The following is a 20791-nucleotide window of genomic DNA, read 5'->3' on the forward strand; positions in this document are numbered from 1 at the left end:
AGGCCCTGGGAAGATCAGACGCGCACGCGGCGCACTCCGCCGCGTGCGCGCTGCACGATCCAGCACACGACGTAGATGGTGAACGACAGCGTCGTGATGTACGGGCTCACCGGCAGCGTGCCCGCGAGGGCGAGCAGGATGCCGCCGACGGCCGACACGAAGCCGAACAGCGCTGCGAGCAGCGGCACGGCCACGGGCCCTGCGGTCACTCGCATCGCCGCGGCCGCGGGCGTGACCAGCAGCGCCATCACGAGCAGCGCGCCGATGATGTGCACGCTCACCGCGACGATCAGGCCGAGCAGCACCATGAACAGCAGGCTCACCGCCCGGGTGGGCACGCCGCGGGCGGCGGCCGACTCGGGGTCGAGCGAGTCGAAGCGCAGCGGGTTCCACATGAGCAGCAGTCCGAGCAGCACGACGAGGCTGATGCCGAGCAGCCAGCCGAGGTCGGGGCTCGACACCGAGACGATCTGGCCGGTCAGCAGGCTGAACCGGTTGGCGCTGCGCCCGTCGTACAGCGAGAGGAACAGGATGCCGAGGCCCAGACCGAAGGGCATCAGCACCCCGACGATCGAGTTGCGGTCACGCGCCTTGGCGCCGAGCACTCCGATCAGGATCGCCGCGACGAGCGCCCCGCCGAGCGATCCGACCACGACGCTGCCGCCGAACAGCAGCGCTGCTGCGGCGCCCGCGAACGACAGCTCACTGACCCCGTGCACGGCGAACGCCAGATCACGCTGCATCACGAAGACGCCGATCAGGCCGCCGACGATGCCGAGCACAGCGCCGGCGATGATCGAGTTGGCGAGCAGGGCGACCAGCTCGCCGTAGTCCTGGAACGAGAAGACGTCGCTCCAGTCGACCGCGCCGACGATTCCGGTGACCGGGTTCATGCGGCTCCTCCGTGGTCGTGGTCGTGCGCGTGCTCGTGGTGGGGCTCGGCATCGGGCACTCCGACGACGACCAGTCGGTCGCCTGCCCGCAGCACGAACACCGGGGTTCCGTAGAGCTCGGTGAGGACTCGCGTCTGCAGCACCTCTTCGGGGGTGCCGAGCACGAAGCGCCCGCCGGCGATGTACAGGATGCGGTCGACGCGTCCCAGGATCGGGTTCACGTCATGCGTGACGAACAGCACCGCCGCGTGGCGCTCACGGCGCTGGCGGTCGATGATGTCGGTGACGGCGACCTGGTTCGCGAGGTCGAGGTTCGACAGCGGCTCGTCGCACAGCAGCAGCGACGGCTCGTCGGCGAGCGCCTGGCCGACCCGGAGCCGCTGCTGCTCGCCGCCCGAGAGGAGTCCCACGCGGCGGTCGGCATAGTGGGCGGCTCCCACCGAGGCGAGCAGCTGATCGACCTTCGCACGGTCGCCGCGGTGCGGGATCGGGAAGCCGAACCGGCTGCCCTGCACGCCGAGGGCCACCAGGTCGCGGGCGCGCATGCTCGTGTCGGGCGCGAGCGAACGCTGCTGCGGGATGTAGCCGATGCGCCGGTTCCCCTTGCGCACCGGCTCGCCGTCGACCTCGATCGATCCGGCAGACAGCGGCTGCAGGCCCAGGATGCTGCGCAGCAGTGTGGTCTTGCCCGACCCGGACGGTCCGAGCACGGCGATGAACTCGCCGGGGTCGACCGTCAGATCCAGGCCCGACCAGAGTTCACGGTCACCGCGACGGAGGGCGGCGCCGCGAACGGTGAGGACGGGCCGACTGCCGTCGGGACGCTGCCCGCCGTCGGTGGGTTCCTGAGCCGGGGGAACGGCCCCGCTCACGACTGGAGGGCGTCGGCGAGGCTCTGGATCGCGTCACTCATCCACTCAGAGTACGACGATCCGTCGGGGAGCAGCTCCGTGAACGCGACGACGGGGATGCCGGCGTCCGTCGCGGCGTCCTCGACACGCTGCGTCTCGGCGCCGCCCGTCTGCGCGTTGGTGAGCACGGCCGTGACCTCGCCGCCCTCGATCTCCTGCAGCGTGGCGAGCAGCGTCGCCGGTGCGACATCGGTTCCCTCTTCGACGGATTCGGCGAAGCCCTCGGGGGTGACGTCGGTGAGCCCGGCCGCCGTGGCGATGTACCCGGGGAGCGGCTCGGTGATGATGACCTTCGCTCCGGCGGCATCCGTCTTGAGCGTCTCGAGGTCGGCTTCGAAGCCCTCGAGGTCTGCGGTGATCTTCTCGGCGTTGGCGGTGAAGTCGGCCGCGCCGTCGGGGTCGATCGCCGAGAGCTCGTCGGCGATGGCCTCGACCACGTGCACCATCGTGTGCGGGTCGAACCAGACGTGCTCGTTGAAGCCCTCGATGTGGTCGTGGCCCTCGTGGCCCTCTTCGCCGTCGGCGTGCTCGTGGTCGTGCGCCTCGTCTGCGGCGTGGTCTTCCTCGGTGGCGCTCTCGTCGTCGGAGTGGCCCTCGTTGCCCGGGTAGTCGTGCGACGACTCGACGGCCGTCACCACGTGCACGTCGCCGGCATCCTGCAGCAGCGTGTCGATGAACGCGTCGTAGCCGCCCCCGTTCTCGATCACGAGATCCGCGTCCCTGACGGTCAGGCGGTCGCGGGCGGACGCCTCGTACGAGTGCGGGTCCTGCGAGGCCGAGGTGATGATCGACTGCACGTCGACACGGTCGCCGCCGATCTGCGCGGCGAGCGAGCCGTAGACGTTGGTGCTCGCCACGACCTGGATCGTGCCGTCGGCATCGCCCTCCCCCGCGGCCGGAGTCGAGGAGCATCCGGCGAGCGCGAGAGCGGCGGCGGACACGACGGCGAGGGCGAGGACGGGCTTCTTCATTGCTCCAGTGTACGAGCTAATGAGAACCATTATCAAATCGGACATGTCGTCTCGCCGCGCTCGCTCGACGACCGGAAACCCCGGTCGTCGAGCGAGGAGCGCGGCGACGAGACGAAACGCGTCAGCTGACCAGGCCTGCGGGCGCGATCCAGACCGTCGAATCGGCGGCCACCGCGCCGTCTTCGGCGGTGCCGAGCACGACAGCGGCGGCGTCCGTCCCGAGGTCGAACGGCTCGGAGCCGAAGTTCGTGACGATCTGCCAGCCGTTGGGGCGGGCGAAGCGCAGCACGTCGGCGCGCCCCGTGTCGATCCACTCGAGGGTCTCGTCGGTCTGCAGCTCGCGGCGCAGGCGCAGGGCCTCGCGGTACAGCGAGAGCGTGGACGACGGATCCTCGTCCTCGACATCGACCGCGTACTCGCCGAACCACTCGGGCTGCGGCAGGTGCGCGTCAGCCGCGCCGAAGCCGAAGGACGAACCGGATGCCGTCCACGGCAGCGGCACACGGCATCCGTCCCGTCCGAGGCCGTCGAACTCGGCGCCGCGGAAGAACGCGGGGTCCTGGCGGTCGTCGGGTCCGATCTCGGCGACCTCCTGAAGACCGAGCTCCTCACCCTGGTAGAGGTAGGTGCTGCCGGGCAGGCCGAGCAGCAGCAGCGTGGCCGCGTGCGCGCGGCGGAGACCGAGCTCGCGGTCGAGCTGCTCGGCGGGACCACCGGCGGCGACCCACTCCACCCCCTGCTTGACCCCCGTGCGTCCGGCCAGCGGGGCCAGGCCGTACCGCGTCGCGTGCCGCGTGACGTCGTGGTTCGAGAGCACCCACGTGGTGGACGAGCCGGTCTGCCGCGCCTGCGCGAGATTGTCGGTGATGATCGTGCGGAACTGCGTCGCGTCGAAGTCGGCGACCAGCAGGTCGAAGTTGAACGCCTGGCCGAGCCCCTCGGCCGATGCGTACTTCGCCCGCCGCTCCGGAGTGCTCACCCACGCCTCGGCGACCGCGGTGCGGGGCGGGTCGTACTCGTTGAACACCCGACGCCACTCGGCGTAGACCTCGTGCACGTCGTCACGGTCGTGCAGCGGGTGGTTGCCGTCGTGCGGCAGGAGCTCGAGCTCGGCGCTGCTGGGCAGCGGCTCGGTCAGATCCTTGGTGAGCATGTGCGCCACGTCGATGCGGAATCCGTCGACGCCGCGGTCCGACCAGAAGCGCAGGGTCTTCAGGAAGTCCTCGCGCACCTCGGGGTGATCCCAGTTGAGGTCGGGCTGCTCGGGGGCGAAGCTGTGCAGGAACCACTGCCCGTCCTCGACGCGCTCCCAGGCCGATCCGCCGAACGCCGCGGTCCAGTCGGTCGGCGGCTCCGCACCGTCGGGGCCCGAGCCCTCGCGGAAGATGTAGCGCTCGCGGGCGGCCGAGCCGCGGCCCGCGGCCAGGGCCTCCTGGAACCACTCGTGCAGATCCGACGAGTGGTTCGGCACGATGTCGACGACCACGCGGATGCCGCGCTGGTGCAGCGCCGCGACCATCTCGTCGAAGTCCTCCAGCGTGCCGAGACGCGGGTCGACGTCGCGGTAGTCGGCGACGTCGTAGCCACCGTCGGCGAGCGCCGAGGGGTAGAACGGACTCAGCCACACCGCGTCGATGCCGAGCTGCTGCAGGTAGTCGGCCCGCGAGACGATGCCCGGGATGTCGCCGAGCCCATCGCCGTTCGCATCGGCGAAGCTGCGGGGGTAGATCTGGTAGACGGCCGCCTGTCGCCACCATGCTGCCGTCGTGTCGTCGCGGGTCTCGGTGAGAAGCGCATCGGTCATGAGGGGTGTTGCTCCTTCGTGTTGCGGTCTGGTGTGTGCGGCGCGGACCCGCCGGCGGCGGATCCGCGCCGGTGCGCGTCAGCCCTTGACGGCTCCCTGCGTCACGCCCTCCATGACGAAGCGCTGCGTGAACAGGTACGCCAGGATGGCCGGGGCCATCGCCATGAGGTACGAGGCGAACGACACGTTGTAGTTGTTGCTGAACTGGGTCTGGAACAGGTTCTGCCGCACCGGCAGCGTCTGCATCGCCGGATCGGAGATGATCAGCGACGGCATCATGAAGTCGTTCCAGGCGTAGAGGAACGCGAAGATGCCGACCGTGGCGCTCATGGGTGCGAGCAGCGGGAAGATCAGCTGCCAGAACGTCTGCCATGTCGACGCCCCGTCCATGCGGGCGCTCTCTTCGAGTTCGAGCGGGATCGACCGCAGGAACGCCGTGAACAGCAGCACGCTGAAGCTGAGCTGGAACATCGTCGCCAGGATGATCACGCCGAACGGGTTGTCGAGTCCCACGCGGCCCGTCAGCTGGATCTGCGGCAGCGCGACCACCGGGAACGGGATGAACATGGCAGCCAGCAGGTAGAAGAACGAGTAGCGGAACAGGCGGTGGTCCCAGTTGCGCACGATCGCGTACGACGCGAACGCCGCGAGCACGATCGTCGCGATGACGGTACCCGCCGTCACCAGCAGGGAGATGCCCGCACCGACCGGGAACTTCGTCAGGTTCCAGGCCTCGACGAAGCCGTCGATGCTGAACGGCGCCGGCAGCGAGAAGGCATTGCCGTCGACGGCCTGGCCGGTCGTCTTGAACGCCATCGAGAGCGTGACGTAGAGCGGAAGCAGCACGGTGACGGCGCACAGGATCAGGATGATCGTGGTCGACCAGTTCACGCGCTCCATACGGACGCGCGGCTTCTTTCCCGAGGTCGGGATGGTGGTGAGTGTCTGCGTCGACATCAGAGTGCGTTCCTTCCGCGGGTCAGCGAGAGCTGCAGCAGGGAGATGAGCACCGCGACGATGAAGAAGATCGTCGCATTCGCCATCTGGTAGGCGTAGTCGCCGCCGTTGAAGCCCGCGATGATCGTCATCGCGACGCTGCGGGTGGAGGTTCCGGGGCCGCCGTTCGTGAGTCCGACGATGATGTCGTAGGCGTTGAGGAAGCCCTTGAAGCCGAGGATCACGTTGATCACGACGTAGCCGGCGACCAGCGGGACCGTGATGCGGGTGAGCTGCTGGGTCTTGCTCGCCCCGTCGATGCTCGCCGCCTCGTACACCTCGCTCGGCACCGACAGCAGGCCGGCGATGTAGATGAGCAGCGCACCGGGCACCGCCTGCCAGGCCGTCACGATGACGATCGCGACCCACGCGAGGTCGGGGTTCGCGAGCAGGCTGGTCTCGAGCCACGGGATGCCGAGGGCCGCACCCGCTGCGGGCACCGAGTTCGAGAACAGGAAGTTGAACACGTAGGCGATGATGATGCCCGAGATCACCATCGGGATCACGAAGATGGTGCGGAGCCCCGTCTTGAAGCGGATGCGGGAGGTCAGGCCGACCGCCAGCAGGAACGCGACCACGTTGACGACGATCACCGTGGCGATCGAGAAGCCGAACGTGAACAGGTAGCTCTGCAGGATGGCCGGGTCGCTGAACATCGCGATGTAGTTGGTGAGCCCGCTGAAGCTCCACTCGCCGATGCCGATCGAGTCCGTGAAGCTGAAGAAGATCCCCATGACGGCGGGGACAGTGATCGCGAGCGTGAAGATCACGAGCGTCGGCACGAGGAACAGGTAGTAGATCGGCTCGACCCGCCCCTTGCGACGGTGGAGTTTACGCCCCTGGCCCGTGACGATCGACGTCGTGTCGGTCGTCGGACTGTTCGGCCTCGTGGTGTTCGAGGTGGCGGTGGTGCTCACGGTGCGGACTCCTCTGTCTCGCCGGATGCCGCATCGTCGGTCTTGGGGATCGGCGCGCGGAAGGCGATGCGTGCCCAGTCCGCGTCCATGGTGCGCAGAGTCGACGTGGTCGACGCGCCCAGCGCCATCGCCTGGGCGTAGTTCATCACCGGGATGGTCTTGGGCACGAGCACCGAGGGGCCCTGATAGATCTGGCCGTTCTCGTAGTACTCGATCATCCCCTCGATGCGCGGATCGTCAGGAGCCGGAGCATCCGTGGTCGGCGTGAATCCGAGCTGCGAGGCGTTGTACGCCTCGATGTTCTCAGGCAGGTAGAGGTACTCGAGGAACTCCCGTGCGGCCTCCTGGTGCTTCGAGCCCTCGGGGATCATCGCGCCCAGGTCCATGTTGACGCGCACGCCGAGGTCGTCGGGGTCATCCGTCATCGGCAGCGGGAAGGTGCCCAGCTCCAGGTCGGGTGCGGTCTTCGCGATCTCGCTGAACGCCCACGGCCCCTGCATGTACATCGCGGCCTCGCCCTTGCTGAAGGCCAGGTTGCCGTCGCCGTAGCCTCTGCTCGCAGCATCCTCGTTCGTGTAGTCGTTCGCGAGCTGCATCATGCGGTCCATGGGCTCGGCGAAGTCCTGCTCGAACGAGACGGGAGAGTCGGGGCCGACGGATGCGCCCTCGTCGGCCATCGCGTCGAAGAACTCGATCGTGTCGAGAGAGCCTCCGACCGAGTAGTCGTACCAGCCCTGGCCGACCGTCCAGTCGTCCTTGAACGTGGCGTAGAACGGGTCGATGCCCGCCTCCTTCAGCTGGTCGCACACGGCGATCAGCTCGTCCCAGGTCTGCGGCACCTCGAGGCCCTGGGCGTCGAAGATCTCCTTGTTGTAGATGACCGATGCGGCCATCACCGAGTACGGCAGCGCACTGGTGCGCCCCTCGCACGAGCCGTACTGGTCCATGAGCGGCTGCAGGTCGTCGCGCACGGACGCCGCGGCATCCGTGTCGGAGAGATCGCTGAGGGTGCAGCGCTGCACGAAGCGCGCGATCTCGTAGTTGTAGTTGCCGAGGATGAGGTCGGGCGGGTTGCCGCGCACGAAGCTCGCCGAGATCACGTCGGGACCCGAGGTGTCGATCTCGACGCGCACGTCGCTCTGCGAGGAGTTGAACTGCGCGACGAGATCGGTCATGAAGCCGATCGCCTCGCGTTTGTTGAACGTGAAGCGGATGGTCTCGGCCCCGCCGGCCGTCGAACAGCCCGCCAGACCGGCACCGACCAGCACGAGCGCGGCCGCACCGGCCACGAATCGCACCGGGGATGGAGTATTCGGAGACACCGTTGTCCTTTCGTCCTGTATATCCGCAGACTAAATCTAGTGAGCGAATTTACTTCGATGAACGGTACTCTCTCATCTGGACGAGAGTGAGGTCAAGACCCGTGACAGAAGTCTCCGCAGGTCTGGGCACCGGACGAGCCAGCGTCGGCGCCGTCCTCGACTTCGCCTGGACGGCGGGCGAGTTCACGGCGACGGAGGTGATGGCCTCGACGTCGCTGACGCGCTCGACGGCCATCGACGCGATCGATACGCTCGTCAGCGCCGCCGTGCTCCACGAACTGCCGAACGCCAGGGCCGCCGGCAGCTATCGCGCGGGTCGCCCCGCACGGCGCTTCGTGCTGGCATCCGACCTCGGGGTGGTCGTGGGCGTGGACGCCGGCGACAACCATGTCGCCGTCACCGTCGCCGACCTCCTCGACCGGACGCTCGTGCACCACCGCACGGACATCGATTCGACCCAGTCGTCGTCCGCGCGGCGCGCGACGATCCTCGGGCAGATGGAGCAGGCGCTCGCAGAGGCGGGCGTCCCGCGCGACGAGGTGCTCGCGATCTGCGTCGGCGTGGCCGCACCCGTGGATCGCGCGGGCATCTCTCCGCCGCATCCCGACGGGTTCTGGGAGCGGACGAACCCGGGCCTCGCCGCAGCCCTGGCCGACTGGGCCCCCGCGGTCGAGATCAAGAACGACGCCCAGCTCGCCGCGATCGCCGAGGGCTCGGTGGGCGCGGCGATCGGATGCCGTGATTACGTGGCCCTGCTCGCCGGGGAGCGCTTCGGCGGCGGCGTCGTGGTCGACGGCCACGTGCTGCACGGCGCGCACGGCGGCGTCGGCGAGGGCATCGTGTTCGACCACATCGTGGGAGTCGGCTCGGCCTTCGGCCTGAGCTACGCGCTGCAGGACGAGGTGCGCGCCGCCGTCGACAGCGCCGAGATCGACGAGGGCTCGGCCATCGGACGACTCGCCGCGGCCGACCGCGTGGATCCGCGCACGGTGCTGACGGCCGCCGCCTCGGGCGATGTCGACGCCCTGCTCGCGACCTCCCGCGTGGGAGCGACCCTCGCTCGCGTGGTGGGCGTTCTCGGCAGCATGTACGACCCCACCCGCGTGATCGTGTGCGGCGCGGTGGCCGAGAGCGTCGCGCCCGTGATCACCGCCGCGCGCGAGGTGCTGCCCACCGAGCTGCACCTGCCGGCACCCGAGATCCTCGCCTCGACGCTCGGGGCCGAGGTCGTCTCGATCGGCGCCGTCACGACGGCCCGCCGCGCCGCCCGCGAGGTGGCCGTGCCGATGCTCGCGGAGCGGCGTCTGACCGCGGTGAGCTGAGTTCCTCTCCGGAAAACGGAGACGATCAGCGCGCACGCCGGCGGGTCGAGGTGCGACCCGCCGGCATCCCGGTGATCCGTCTCGGTTCTCCGGCGGGCCAGGGCTCAGAGCCGCTCACTGCTCGGCAGGATCCGGCCGCACCGCCTGCGACGGGTCAGGTGAGTCTGCCGACTCGGACGCGGTGGTCGACGCGACGACGAGAGTGGCTATCGACGCGCCGGCTATGAGCGTGCCGACGAGCATCTCGACGTATTGCGCCGCAGACCCCACCCCGAGACAAGCGATCCAGGCGAGAGCGAGGGCGATGACGACGGACTGGGAGAGTGCGTACCTCGCCGTCACGCGACTCGAGCGACGGGGCGCGCGACGGATCAGCACGAGGACATTCACCAGCGCCGAAGAAAGGAAGAGTACGGCGAAGGTGCTGGTGGCGAGGCTGTGCATGTATGCCGACAACCACTCCCAGACCTCATCGATCCGGCCTGGGAACGACTGAGCGATGATCCAGCCCGCCACCGGCAGGGGGACGAGCGCCCAGCCCAGGATTATGGCCACGCGCTCGCGATGGGCGAGCAGCCCTTCTCGGAGGGAGGCGAGGAGCGGACGGGGCATAGACGGATTCTCCCGCATGTGCCCGCGCTGCGGGGCGCGACATAATCGACCCGTGGCAGAACCGACGCCCCCGCCCTCATCGATCGAACTGCTCCTCGACCCGGATGCCGAGGCCGCAGTCCGTGCCGAGTGGGATGCTCTCGCGGCCCGCGGGATGTCGAGCCTCGCGGGGCACACCTCCGCGAGCAACCGACCCCACGTCACACTTGTCGCGCGGGTCGCCCTTGCTTCGCCGCCCCCGGGCGCACTTGCCGGCATCCCGTCTTTCCCCCTCACCCTGGGCGCTCCCCTGCTCTTCGGCTCCGGCGAGCGCCGCGTGCTGGCCCGCAGCATCGTGCCGAGTGCCGAGCTGATCGGCCTCCGCGAGACGCTCCTCGCCGCCGTGGGGTCGGGTGACGATGCCCCGCACACCGCACCCGGCGAGTGGATGCCGCACGTCGCCCTCTCCCGCCGACTGCGGGTCGCCGATCTTCCGGCGGCGCTCGAGGTGCTCGGCGGCGATATCCGCGCTCGTGCCGACACCGTGCGCCACTGGGATCCCGGCACTGCGATGATCACGCTCCTCGCGGAGCTGCGTCAGCCGTGACGCGCCCGCACGGTCCGCGTGCGGAGCGTCGCCTCAGAGCGGTGAGCCGAGCGAGTCCTGCCGCACGCGGGCGGCAACGATCTGCAGCGCACGCAGCACGCGGCGCACCGAGGCGTAGGCGAGCGCGTCGGGCCTCGCCAGCACGTCGAGGTGCCGCACGAGTTCGATTCCTGCCAGCGGCCGCAGCACGAGCCCGTCGACGGCCAGAGACGAGGCGGTCGTGCGGGGCATGATGGCGATCGCCGCCCCGGCCCGCACGACCTCGGCCGTCACCGAGAACTCGTTGATGCGGTGTGCGATGCGAAGAGGGCGCCCTGCTCGCGCCCCCAGATGATCGAGCACACCGGCGAGCGGGAATCCCTGATGCACCGACACCCAGTCCTCGTCCACCAGATCGTCGAGGTCGATCTGCGCACGCCCCGCGAGCGGATGCTCGGCATGCAGCGCGATGTCGAGCGGTTCATCGATCAGCGCGCTCGAGACGACGCGATCGACCGGCCAGGGCGAGTCGTGAGCGAGCCGGTGCGCGATCACGAGGTCGTAGTCGGCCGTGAGGCCGGGGAAGTCCCGGTGCGCCACGTCTTCATCGGCGAGGTGGACCGAGGGAGCTCCCCCGAGCTCTCGCACCAGGGGTCCGAACAGCGCCAGCCCTGCACTGGTGAAGGACGAGAGCCGAACCGGCCGGTCGCCCGCGTCGAGCAGAGCGCCCACCGCATCGCGCGCCGCCGTGAGCGCCTCGTCGACGCGGGTGCTCGCTGCGGCGAGAACCTCGCCCGCAGCGGTCAGGGTCAGGACTCGACCGCGCCGCGTGGTGAGTGGCAGCGCCACGCTCGATTGCAGCGTCGAGAGCTGCTGCGACACCGCCGAGGCCGAGATGCCGAGAGCGGCAGCCACCGCCGTGACGCTGCCCCGATCGCGCAGCTCGCGCAGCAGGCGAAGATGAGCGGGATCCATAAGCACAACCTTAAAGGATTCGTAAGCAACTGGGTCTGGGTCTTCATCGGAAAAGGCGAGAACGTGGAGCCATGTCTCGTCGCGCCTCTCTGGATCTGCTCGTCGACGTTCTGCTCGTCGCGGTGGCGGCGGTGTGGGGCGCGAGCTTCGTCGCGGCCAAGAGCCTCGCTCTCGACGTCGGCGTCGCCCCGGCTGTCGCACTCCGGTTCCTGGTGGCCGCGGCCGCTCTCGGCGTGATCTGCGCGGCCCGCCGCGAGCGGATGCCGCGTGGTCGCGGTCTTGCCGTCGCCGTCCTCCTCGGCTTCTCCCAAGCCGCGATCATCGGGCTCGAGACCTGGGGCGTGCATCTCACGTCGGCGACCAATGCGGGGCTGCTCATCAGCCTCGCGCTCATCCTCACCCCCGTGCTCGAGAGCCTCGCCGCGCGGTCATGGCTTCCCCGCTCGTACTTCGTCGCCGCCGTGGCGGCCGTGGTGGGCGTCGCCCTCCTCGTGTCGGACGGCGGGCTGCGGATGCCGACCGCAGGCGACGGCCTGGTGATCGCGGCGGCGGTCGTGCGCGCGCTGCACGTGACGGCGAGCGCCAGGCTCACCCGCGACCGCCGAGACAGCACGCTCGCCGTCGTCCTGGTGCAGCTCATCGTCTGTGCGGCGACGGCATCACTGGTCGCCGGAGCGGAGCTGCCCGCGGCCGTCGCACGACTCGACGGAGCGGGGTGGGCGAACGTCCTGTTCCTCGGCCTGATGTGCTCGGTGTTCGCGTTCGTCGTTCAGCTCTGGGCGGTGCGGCGCACCTCGGCGACACGCGCCAGCATCCTCATGGGCACCGAGCCCGTCTGGGCGCTCCTGGTCGGCATCCTGCTCGGCGGGGAGATCGTCGGCGCCGTGGGCCTGCTCGGCGCCGCTCTCATCGTCGCCGCGTCGTATGCGGGGCAGGCGATCGAGCGACGTCACCGACACCGCGTGCTCGAGCCGCCGCCGACAGCGACGACGGGTGCCGCCGAGCTGCGCTCAGTCACCTGAATCCGCGTGTCCCTCGGCAGGGCCCGGCACCTCGAGGACGCGAACGGACGAGTGCGGCGGCTTCTCGGGCCCCGCCGTCAGCTTCTGAGGCAGTCGCGCATGTCGTTCCACACGGCCGTCAAGGCATCGTCGAGCAGAAGCTCGGCGGGCCCCTCCAGCCACCGGACCATCGCGAGATCGAAACACGTCACGGCGAGAGCCGCCAGCGTGTGCGACTGCCGAGGATCGATGCCGCGACGGTGCAGCGACTCTTCGATGGCGCGACCGAGGTGATGACTCTGCAGAAGATCGCGCTCGTGCAACGCGGGCTCGCTGCGGATTATCGCGCGCCGACGCGCGATGACCCGGCGCCAACCCTGAAGTTCGCGGCACGCGGCCGAGAGGCCCGCCCGCACCGTAGCCGCCCCGTCGCTCTCCGGCGGGACGGACTCGACGAACTCGCGCACTGCCTGAGGGAACTCGCGGTCTCTGAGGAACAGGACGTCGCGCTTGTCGGAGAAGTGGCGGAAGAACGTCCGCGTCGTCAGCCCTGCCTCAGCGGCGATCTGCGGAACCGTCGTTCCCGCGTATCCCTGGCGCTCGAATAAAAGCGTCGCCGCAGCTTCGAGCCGCAACGCGGCGTCAGGGGACCATCGGGGCATGCATCCATGATGACACGACGTGCCGTAAGGTGAGCATCAACGACACGAGATGTCATCAGATGAGAAGAACGGATCAGTATGCGAGACAACACGGCTGCGTGGATCGACGCGCCCTATGCCGGCCTGACCGTCCGGGACGCCCCGATGCCGACGCCCGGGCCGGGTCAGCTGCTGGTCGAGACGCGCGCGGTGGCCGTGAACCCGTTGGACGCGATCATCCAGTCGAACGGCACGGTCATGTACGGGTGGCTGCGGTACCCGGTGGTGCTCGGCGAGGATGTCGCGGGCGTCGTCGTCGCGATCGGCGCGGATGTGGCCGATTTCGCAGTGGGCGACCGCATTGTGGCGTACGCGATGGGCTTGGAGAAAGGCAGGGATGCCGTATCGGAGAGCGGCTTCCAGAACTACGTGGCCGTCGACGCGAGCCTCGCCGCCACCCTGCCCGAGACGATGGTCTTCGAAGACGCCTCGGTACTCCCCCTGGCCGTCTCCACCGCGGCAGCCGGCCTGTTCGAGGCCGATCAGCTCGGGCTGGACTTCTCCACCCTCGGCGCGTCGGAACCCCGCGACGAGATCGTCGTGGTGTGGGGCGGCGCGACCGCCGTCGGAGGGAACGCCGTCCAACTCGCCCGCGCGGCGGGGTACCGCGTGATCACGACGGCCTCAGCCGGCAATCACGAGCGGATGCTGCAGCTGGGGGCGGAGACGGCATTCGACTACCGTGACCCGGCAGCCGTCGCGCGGATCATCGAGGCCGTGAAGGGCTCGGTCGTGGCGGGAATCCTGGCGGTCGCAGTCGGCTCGGCGGAGCCGTGCCTGAGGATCGCGCGCGCGACCCGCGCCACGAGGATCTCGATGGCGAGCCCGCCGGTGTCGTTCTACGATCAGCCCCGCCGACGCGGCCTCTCGCTCACCCGCATCCGACTGTTCGCGCGCCTCGGAACGCGAACGGCGCTGTTGCAGCTGCGAAGCCGCACTCGCGGCATCCGAGCATCGTTCATCTGGGGAAGCGCCATCGCGACCTCTCCCGTCGGACCGGCGATCTGGCAGGACTATCTCCCCCACGCTCTCGCCTCGGGGACACACACGCCCTACCCGGAAGCGCGGATCGTGGGGTCCGGTCTTCCCGCGGTGCAAGGCGCGATCGACACACTGCGCGGCGGCGTATCCGCTCAGAAGCTCGTCATCACCCTCGACCCGGCACCGACGGAGTCGTGACGGTACCGCCGAGCGCTCCCGCATACGGGCCGCCGGTCGCGGTGCTGAACAGGAACGGACAACACCGACAGCGCTCAGGCGTAGTCGCTGTCGTCCACCGGGGAAGGCGCCGGACCCAGGCTCTCGACAGCGTCCCACAGCGCCTCCGGGATGTCCGTCTGCTCCAGCTCGTCGAGCTGCTCACGACGATGCGGTGACGACACCCCGACGACGGTGGAGTCGACCAGCGGCGACCGCAGCGAGTAGTGCAGCGCCACGGCAGCCATCGACGTCCCGTGCTCCGCGCACAGGCGCTGCAACCGCTCGGTCCACGCCAGCAGCTCCTCGCCGGCGGGCCGATAGGCGTACTGCGCACCGGAATGCGGCCCCTTGACGAGCAGTCCCGATCCGAACGGCGCCGCGTTGAACACGGCCATGCCACGTGCCTTGGCGTCGGCGAACACCGTCTCGGCCGAGTGGTCCACGAGCGTGAATCGGTTGTGGATCAGCACGGCGTCGAACACACCCGTCTCGACGTACTTCGCCATCATGGGGACCGGAGCGGCCGCCACACCGATCGCATCCACCACGCCGGCGCTGCGGAGTTCCATGAGCCCCTGCACCGCGCCCCCGATCGAGATCGACTCCTCGAACGACACCGAGTACGGGTCGTGCAGGTGCAGCAGCGGAAGCCGGTCGACCCCGAGCCGGGCGGTCGTCTCCTCGAACGAGCGGAGCACGCGGTCACGGTCGAAGACGCCGGTCTCCGGGTCCTGATCCACCTTCGAGATGACGCGCGAACCGTCCATCCCCAGTTCGCGCAGTGCGATCCCGAGGACGGCCTCGGAGCGACCGCCGGCGTAGTTGTTGGAGGTGTCCACGAAACCGTGTCGGCTCGTGAGCAGGTCGATGGCGACGTCGACGGCCGCCCTCTCCTCGGCGGACCCCGGCTCCGAATGCCGGCCGAGGCCGGAGGTTCCGAGGGTGATGGCAGTCGGTTCGATCTTCATCCGCTGGAGTCCGTTCTACTGGGGGCCGGTCATCGCGGTTCTGCTGCCACTGTATCCCCGCACGATCCGCCTCACTTATGGGTCAGCCTCCATTCTGATCCGGATCTGTCACATCTGATCCGGGCAAACACTGGAGTCGCGGAAATGCCCGTCAAGCCGGGATCGTCAAACTATGTGATCCGGTGTAGCACCCCCGGAAACAGTGGACCTGCGGTCCACGGCAGAGGTCACCGCACCTTAGGATCCGTTTCACGGGACGGCCGGTCAACAGCGCTCTCCCCTCACGGTATTCACCTCATCGCACAGTGCTCACGACCGCGACGCAGCACAACTAACAGCGAAGCCGGTGACCCGCGCTAGTTACTGGACCGGCAGGTACCGGATGGTCGAACCGTTCACTGCGGCCTCGATTCCGTGTGTGTTGAGGAGCGACTTGACGCCGATGATCCGCTGTCTCTCGCTCTCCCCATCAGGAGGCCCGACGCGAACCTCCTGGATCGGCAAGCCGATCTTCTTCCCCACAGGCGGTAGACCCGGGAGTTCCCACCCGAGCATCGGGATGTGGGTAATTCTGAGGAACGGGATTACTCCTCTAGACGATCCACGATGGTGCGGTCGACTCCCGTCTGGCAGATGCACCACAAGCCTGACTTCCTTCTCTTCGGCGTAGGCCGGGTCCTTCATAGACGCCGCCAGGGATGCAAGTGTGCCGCGGATCAGCATGTTAGCAATTCCGGGATGGTTGGCGACCACATTCCTGAGCCGTCCCGTCCCGATGTCGGCGAGGACTCGGCTGATCCTTGCGTCCTGAGCCTCCGGCCTGTACTCCACAGCAACCCATTGGGGAAGGAAGCGGAACACTGGCTCCTCGGCATCGTCGTGCACGAGCGGAGCGTGTGGCTCGAGCCTGATGCTTACGCCGGATGTGCTGCCGTAATTCCGCCACTGGTTCAGCACCCGGTAGTCGGTGGATGCGCACACAACGTACGCCGGATTCTCCTGCACCCTCTCCACGAAGTTGTCTTTGAGGATCTCAGTGAGCTGCATATGCAGTCCTAGGTTCTGGGGCAGAGCATCACCGTGGGCCTCATACCAGTCAACGATCCGCCCCGCTCCGTAGACCAATTCCTCAGGGTCGTTCAGCATCGTTGCCGCGGACGCCCACAGCTCCTGCTTCTCAACGATGCTCACAAGTGCGTTGGCGTCAGTGAAATGCCATATGGAACCGTGGTAATGCTCGCTATACGGCAAGGGAGTAATCGCCCCTTCTGGGGCTGACTCATCGTTCGTCGAGGAAGTACCTGGCGTGCTCACTCATTCAGGGTAGGCGGCCATCGAGCTGCGCTGGCCAGCTGAAGGAGTTACCAGCCGAAGAACTGCGTCGCGATCTCCAGCAGACCAGCGGCGGCGAGGTCCGTCGTGACGCCCGTGGCCAGCGTTATGGACCCGGCCTTGATGGCGTCGAGAAACTTCGCCAGTCGCCCTCGCTTGTCGTCGTCGTCGCCAACCCCTGCGAGGACGGATTCCAGGCCGACGAGCTCGCCTTCGTCTAGGAATCGTCGGGCGCTATCGAGCGCACCAACAAGGTCCCCCGTCACGACGCGCACCTTCTGCGTGAAGTTATTGCCCTGAGCCAGCCCGTTCAACGGCCCGTAGATGTTATTGACGATGGTCATGACTGTCGCCTCCACCGCAGGGTTGTCTACCGTCGGCCCGTCCTTCTCGCCAGCGTTGGGGAACTCGGCCTGTAGATCCAGTGCCAGTTCGAGAGCTCTAGTCCTCACGACGTCGACCAACCCCTGGAAGGTCCGCTGCGAAACCGACCTCTGTGCGCTGAACACGCCCCAATCCTCGATGAACGGGACGCGACCATCTCGGATCCACCCGTTGTACAGGCCGATAGCGAGGGGGTCCCAGGGATACACGATTCCATCGCCCGACTTCGCGTACCCTTCCAGCACGGCGAGCGGCTCGGTGAACGAAACTTCGAAGAGCGAGCCGAACTCATCCGGCGTACCCGCGCGGGTGAGAGTGCTCGGCGCCTGTGCTCCAAACGGGCCGACGATGTGCGCCTTCACTGTGACATTAAATGGGCCCCGGTAGTTAGGAACGCTCGGCGCAGCCTCGTATCCGTTCAACTCTGCCTTCACCCAGGCGAGCAAGGAGTCAGCGCCGAGGCGATGCGCGACAATCATGAGTTTGCGGAGCATGGCCGCGGCGTCACCGTCGGAGGCCTGTTCAATCACGTCGTCGAGCAGCGTCATGCGCCCATCATGGCAGCAGCCACGGACCTCGCCGACCGCAGCTGCGAGCACAACCGCGGCGACGTCGCGTTCTATCCGCTCAGGCTGTCGCGTCCGCCAGCAGCAGTGAGTCGGCGATACCGTGTGTGGCTTCTCCGGCAGCGAGCTTCTTTAGGTGCTCGAGCACACACTCGGCGAACTGCGGGCACCCCGCGCTTCGGAGCTGCTCGTGCAGTGGCTTCGCTCCAGCCTTCCCCCTGAAGTGTTCAACCTGCTTCATGATGACCCTGTCCACCGCCGACGGGGCGTTGGCAGCGACGAGCATGAAGAAAGAGTCAGCGCTGTGAACCTCGTACGTAAGGAGGTCCTGGTCGATCTTGTGGAAGCCCTTGTCATCGGCGATGAGGTAGCTCGCGTTGACAGATGTCGCCGCCGCGTGGATGTGCTGGTCGTGCTCGTCCGCTCCAGGGAACTCGATGGCCGGGAAGTCGTCGAGGATGTCGTCGAGGAACTTTCGGATGCTCTGCTGGATCTTCCCGGTGAACCGGCCTGGCTTGTCGGGGTGGTTCTTTCGGAGGTGATAGAGCGCCTCCGTGAGGCTGTCCTCCGAACTGAACAAAGCGAACATCCCGCCGGCTGTCTCGAGACGCAGCATGAACAGCCAGTCGCGGAGCGTCCTGGAGTACAAGACGTTCGCGTCGACGAAGACTATGGGCGTGCGCATCCGGCCAGCATATCGACCAGCGGCAGTCAGTCCTCGTCGTCACCCAGCTCGAGCAGCTCGTCCATGATGGCGCGGCGTTCGATCTCGCGCTTCTCTCTCAGCGCAGTGATGTCCTTCGAGCGCAGTCTATGGTGGGTTCCCGCCATGACCGGCTCGAGATCGCCATTGCGGATCATCTTCATAAGCGTGGGGCGGGACACGCCGAGCAATTCGGCCGCGGTGATGGTCGAGAGCAGGTCTGGGACGGTCTGGACAGTCAGCTCGCCGCCAAGAGCGACCCGCGAAAGGACATGGGAGAACAGCTCGACGATGGCAGGGTCGAACGTCACCTGACGACCGGTGGTAGTGGTGAACGTCAGCTCGGTGATCTGCTCGTCAGCAACGGCCTGAACCGCCTCGGAAGCGCGCTCCTTGAGCTCGGCGTCGACGAGAACGGTTCCGCGCGTAAGAAGCGTGGAAGACATGTCATCCTTCTTTCGGAGTGTGAAACCGCTGACGATCTGTACAGCTGTTTCACTTACAACTGCAACACTACGCGTTTGCGGACGCACTGTCCAATGAGTTTCGTGATCTCGTTTTTGTTGCGCAATCAGATGACAACTTCTATGCGACGTTTCGCGTGACGTTCTATGAGGCGCTACAAGCTCTGCGCTTCGTAGTTGCGAATCGACGGACGTTCGTGGCGTCGACCGTTGCTGCGAGCTACGGATGACGTCAGTCCTCGGGCTCCGCTGGACGTCGCGACACCTTCCGTATCGTGGCATCGAGATGCGGGGTGACCTTCTCCTGCCACTTCCGCTTGATGGCAGGCCCGTACTTCACGACGACGATGGTGCCCCCGACCACGATGATGGCGCCGCCAAGGAGGACCGCGACCTTCTTCCAGTCGACCTCGAACTCCTGGTCTTCGAGCGCGAGCTTCTCCTGAAACTGGCGAAAGTGCTCCTAAGCTGCTTCCTTGTCGGCGGCACGCTTCAGCGCGTCCACCGCGAGGTCGGCGGCGTAGATCGTCTTCGCTTCCTGGACCATCTCGGGGGTGATGTTCAGCTCGTCGAGCATCTCGGGAGCGAAGTACGTCTTTGACCAGCTCCGCGACGCGGACCCGCCGTACCCGTTGTGCTCGTCGACCACGTTGACGAATCTCTCGCCCAGCTCGGTGAGCTTCCACCGTCCATCTTCTCGTGAACGCCCGCGAGCTCGAGTAGTCGGTTCGATGCCCGCGGCACCAGTCCGTACGGATTGCCGATCTCGGTTGCAGACAGACCGTTCTTCCCCATGTACGCCTCCCAGTTGCCGCGCGGACTCATCCTAGAGGCGGGCGTCTCCGTACCACTTCGGCGTGGGTGAAGACGTCCTGGATGATGCGCCTTCCTCCGACACCAGGAGCACCGGCGCACCTTTCGTGCCCGCCTTCCGCTTCCCCTTCACGCTCCGAACACAGCGGCGCGCATAGCTGCCCTGGAGCCCACTCACACCACAGGGGTGTGAGCCGAGGCCCCAGAGGAGGTCACCGTGTCACAGCGGAGAGCGAAGACGAGCGCCGCGTCGAACAGCGGTTCATACGCAATGAAGGAGAACTGCAGCCCCGAGGCCGCGCTGGGAGCCGAGACAGCTATCGAGCTGTGCACGTCGGAGGGCGGCGCCGTCAGCGTTCCTGTGCTCTTTGACGGCGAGACGGCGTGGGCGACGCAGGCGCAGGTAGCGGAGCTGTTCGGCACCACTCGACCGAACGTCACGATGCACCTTCGCAACGCGTACGCCTCGGGCGAGATCGAACAAGCGGCAACTAGTAAGGATTTCTTACAGGTTCGCCGGGAAGGCTCTCGCGACGTCCAGCGAACGGTCACCCACTACGACCTCGAGGCCATGATCTCAGTCGGCTATCGAGTCAACTCGCGCGAGGGAGTGCGCTTCCGGAGGTGGGCGAATGCGGTTCTCCGGCAGCGAATCTTCGAGCAGAACTTCGCCCGGATGCGACGCCTGGACGAGGTCGCCGACCTCCTCGCCACGTCACGCAACGAGCAGCTGGGCGCTATCGGCCGGTTCATGCAGCGGTACGCCGGTGACCTGGACGGCCTCGCCGACTACGACCGCGGTTCTCTCATCGTCCTCGAGGAAACTCAGTCGACTGTGGCCCTCGACATCAGCGATGTAGAGGACATCATCCAGGAGCTGCGCGACCGCTATCCGGACGACGCACGCCTCGGCCTGATGAAGGACGACTCGGTTCACGCCGTGCTCGGGCAAATCGAGCAAACGTTCATGGGCGTCCCGTTGTACGGCAGCGCTGAGGAGAAGGCCGCGAACCTGCACTACATGGTCGTGAAGGACCACCCGTTCCATGACGGGAACAAGCGCAGCGCCGCAGCCCTGTTCGCCTATTACCTCGACCAGAACAACATTGAGCTGGATCGCGCGATCCCCGGCAACATGCTCACCGCGCTCACACTCATCGCGGCGGCCAGCGATCCCGCGAAGAAGGAGGAGACGGTCTCCCTCATCCGCAGCCTGCTCGAGCATCCGACCGAGTAGGGGTCTCTAGACCCAGGGCGCCCGGCGATGCCAGGCGCCCCCCGGGGCGCTGACGCTGCTCGCCGGGATGGTCGACCAGATCGAAGGCGGCAACGGCTACTCCACCCACCTCCTCGACCTCGTCCACCCCGTAC

21 protein-coding genes are annotated in these 20791 nt (G+C 67.5%); 5 read left to right on the forward strand and 16 right to left on the reverse strand.

The genetic code is table 11. The features are described from left to right. Window positions 1-14: 14 nt before the first annotated feature. The 7 genes from HWD99_RS06745 to HWD99_RS06775 all read right to left on the reverse strand — a co-directional run bounded on the left by HWD99_RS06745 (window position 15) and on the right by HWD99_RS06775 (window position 7790). Complete coding sequence (locus tag HWD99_RS06745) at window positions 15-893, reverse strand: metal ABC transporter permease (RefSeq protein WP_241795467.1); 879 nt, start codon at window positions 891-893, stop codon at window positions 15-17. Next, window positions 890-1765 (reverse strand): metal ABC transporter ATP-binding protein, encoded by an 876-nt coding sequence (locus tag HWD99_RS06750; RefSeq protein ID WP_374205454.1) that lies wholly within the window; start codon window positions 1763-1765, stop codon window positions 890-892. The genes HWD99_RS06745 and HWD99_RS06750 overlap by 4 nt, the downstream gene beginning before the upstream one ends. Beyond that, window positions 1762-2775 carry a metal ABC transporter solute-binding protein, Zn/Mn family gene (locus tag HWD99_RS06755; RefSeq protein ID WP_241795468.1) on the reverse strand — a complete coding sequence of 338 codons (1014 nt, stop codon included), beginning with the start codon at window positions 2773-2775 and terminating at the stop codon, window positions 1762-1764. Before HWD99_RS06755 ends, HWD99_RS06750 begins: the two co-directional genes overlap by 4 nt. Window positions 2776-2896: 121 nt before the next feature. Further along, window positions 2897-4579 (reverse strand): glycoside hydrolase family 13 protein, encoded by a 1683-nt coding sequence (locus HWD99_RS06760; protein WP_241795469.1) that lies wholly within the window; start codon window positions 4577-4579, stop codon window positions 2897-2899. 78 nt (window positions 4580-4657) lie between these two features. Next, window positions 4658-5536 (reverse strand): carbohydrate ABC transporter permease, encoded by an 879-nt coding sequence (locus tag HWD99_RS06765; RefSeq protein WP_241795470.1) that lies wholly within the window; start codon window positions 5534-5536, stop codon window positions 4658-4660. Beyond that, complete coding sequence (locus HWD99_RS06770) at window positions 5536-6492, reverse strand: carbohydrate ABC transporter permease (protein WP_241795471.1); 957 nt, start codon at window positions 6490-6492, stop codon at window positions 5536-5538. Before HWD99_RS06770 ends, HWD99_RS06765 begins: the two co-directional genes overlap by 1 nt. After that, window positions 6489-7790, reverse strand: a complete 1302-nt coding sequence (locus tag HWD99_RS06775; protein WP_241795472.1) for an ABC transporter substrate-binding protein — start codon at window positions 7788-7790, stop codon at window positions 6489-6491. The genes HWD99_RS06770 and HWD99_RS06775 overlap by 4 nt, the downstream gene beginning before the upstream one ends. 125 nt (window positions 7791-7915) lie before the next feature. Between HWD99_RS06775 and HWD99_RS06780 the strand changes: the two genes are divergently transcribed. Beyond that, entirely contained in the window at window positions 7916-9136 is a 1221-nt protein-coding gene (locus HWD99_RS06780; protein WP_241795473.1) for an ROK family protein, read from the forward strand. A gap of 114 nt (window positions 9137-9250) precedes the next feature. On the opposite strand, the gene HWD99_RS06785 is transcribed toward HWD99_RS06780, so the two are convergent. Beyond that, window positions 9251-9748 carry a hypothetical protein gene (locus HWD99_RS06785; RefSeq protein ID WP_241795474.1) on the reverse strand — a complete coding sequence of 166 codons (498 nt, stop codon included), beginning with the start codon at window positions 9746-9748 and terminating at the stop codon, window positions 9251-9253. 52 nt (window positions 9749-9800) lie between these two features. On the opposite strand from HWD99_RS06785, the gene HWD99_RS06790 reads away from it, so the two are divergent. Then, window positions 9801-10334 (forward strand): 2'-5' RNA ligase family protein, encoded by a 534-nt coding sequence (locus tag HWD99_RS06790; RefSeq protein WP_241795475.1) that lies wholly within the window; start codon window positions 9801-9803, stop codon window positions 10332-10334. Between the two features lie 33 nt (window positions 10335-10367). Here the strand turns inward: HWD99_RS06790 and HWD99_RS06795 are convergent, their stop codons facing one another. Next, entirely contained in the window at window positions 10368-11288 is a 921-nt protein-coding gene (locus HWD99_RS06795; protein WP_241795476.1) for a LysR family transcriptional regulator, read from the reverse strand. 71 nt (window positions 11289-11359) lie between these two features. Here HWD99_RS06795 and HWD99_RS06800 point away from each other — a divergent pair, with 71 nt between their 5' ends. Next, window positions 11360-12310 (forward strand): DMT family transporter, encoded by a 951-nt coding sequence (locus HWD99_RS06800; RefSeq protein WP_241795477.1) that lies wholly within the window; start codon window positions 11360-11362, stop codon window positions 12308-12310. Between the two features lie 77 nt (window positions 12311-12387). Here HWD99_RS06800 and HWD99_RS06805 read toward each other — a convergent pair whose 3' ends face one another. Then, on the reverse strand, window positions 12388-12951 hold the full coding sequence (locus tag HWD99_RS06805) for a TetR/AcrR family transcriptional regulator (protein ID WP_241795478.1): 564 nt from the start codon (window positions 12949-12951) through the stop codon (window positions 12388-12390). 78 nt (window positions 12952-13029) lie between these two features. Here HWD99_RS06805 and HWD99_RS06810 point away from each other — a divergent pair, with 78 nt between their 5' ends. After that, a complete protein-coding gene (locus tag HWD99_RS06810) occupies window positions 13030-14169 on the forward strand; it encodes a zinc-binding alcohol dehydrogenase family protein (protein WP_241795479.1) in 1140 nt (379 codons plus the stop codon). 74 nt (window positions 14170-14243) lie between these two features. On the opposite strand, the gene HWD99_RS06815 is transcribed toward HWD99_RS06810, so the two are convergent. The 6 genes from HWD99_RS06815 to HWD99_RS06840 form a co-directional block, all read right to left on the reverse strand. Then, window positions 14244-15158, reverse strand: a complete 915-nt coding sequence (locus HWD99_RS06815; RefSeq protein WP_241795480.1) for an aldo/keto reductase — start codon at window positions 15156-15158, stop codon at window positions 14244-14246. A 360-nt stretch (window positions 15159-15518) separates the two neighbouring features. Beyond that, window positions 15519-16472, reverse strand: a complete 954-nt coding sequence (locus HWD99_RS06820) for a DUF2971 domain-containing protein (RefSeq protein WP_241795481.1) — start codon at window positions 16470-16472, stop codon at window positions 15519-15521. 47 nt (window positions 16473-16519) lie between these two features. Continuing rightward, window positions 16520-17422, reverse strand: a complete 903-nt coding sequence (locus tag HWD99_RS06825; protein ID WP_241795482.1) for a hypothetical protein — start codon at window positions 17420-17422, stop codon at window positions 16520-16522. 79 nt (window positions 17423-17501) lie between these two features. Beyond that, entirely contained in the window at window positions 17502-18125 is a 624-nt protein-coding gene (locus tag HWD99_RS06830; protein ID WP_241795483.1) for a hypothetical protein, read from the reverse strand. A gap of 26 nt (window positions 18126-18151) precedes the next feature. Then, the gene (locus HWD99_RS06835; RefSeq protein ID WP_241795484.1) at window positions 18152-18589 is read right to left on the reverse strand and encodes a helix-turn-helix domain-containing protein; all 438 of its coding nucleotides are present in this window, start codon (window positions 18587-18589) and stop codon (window positions 18152-18154) included. Between the two features lie 481 nt (window positions 18590-19070). Then, window positions 19071-19256 (reverse strand): hypothetical protein, encoded by a 186-nt coding sequence (locus HWD99_RS06840; RefSeq protein ID WP_241795485.1) that lies wholly within the window; start codon window positions 19254-19256, stop codon window positions 19071-19073. Between the two features lie 381 nt (window positions 19257-19637). Here HWD99_RS06840 and rhuM point away from each other — a divergent pair, with 381 nt between their 5' ends. Then, window positions 19638-20657, forward strand: a complete 1020-nt coding sequence (gene rhuM, locus HWD99_RS06845; RefSeq protein WP_241795486.1) for a virulence protein RhuM/Fic/DOC family protein — start codon at window positions 19638-19640, stop codon at window positions 20655-20657. Window positions 20658-20791: the final 134 nt, after the last annotated feature.

The sequence above is a fragment of the Microbacterium sp. C5A9 genome, assembly GCF_022627955.1.
Lineage (GTDB): Bacteria > Actinomycetota > Actinomycetes > Actinomycetales > Microbacteriaceae > Microbacterium.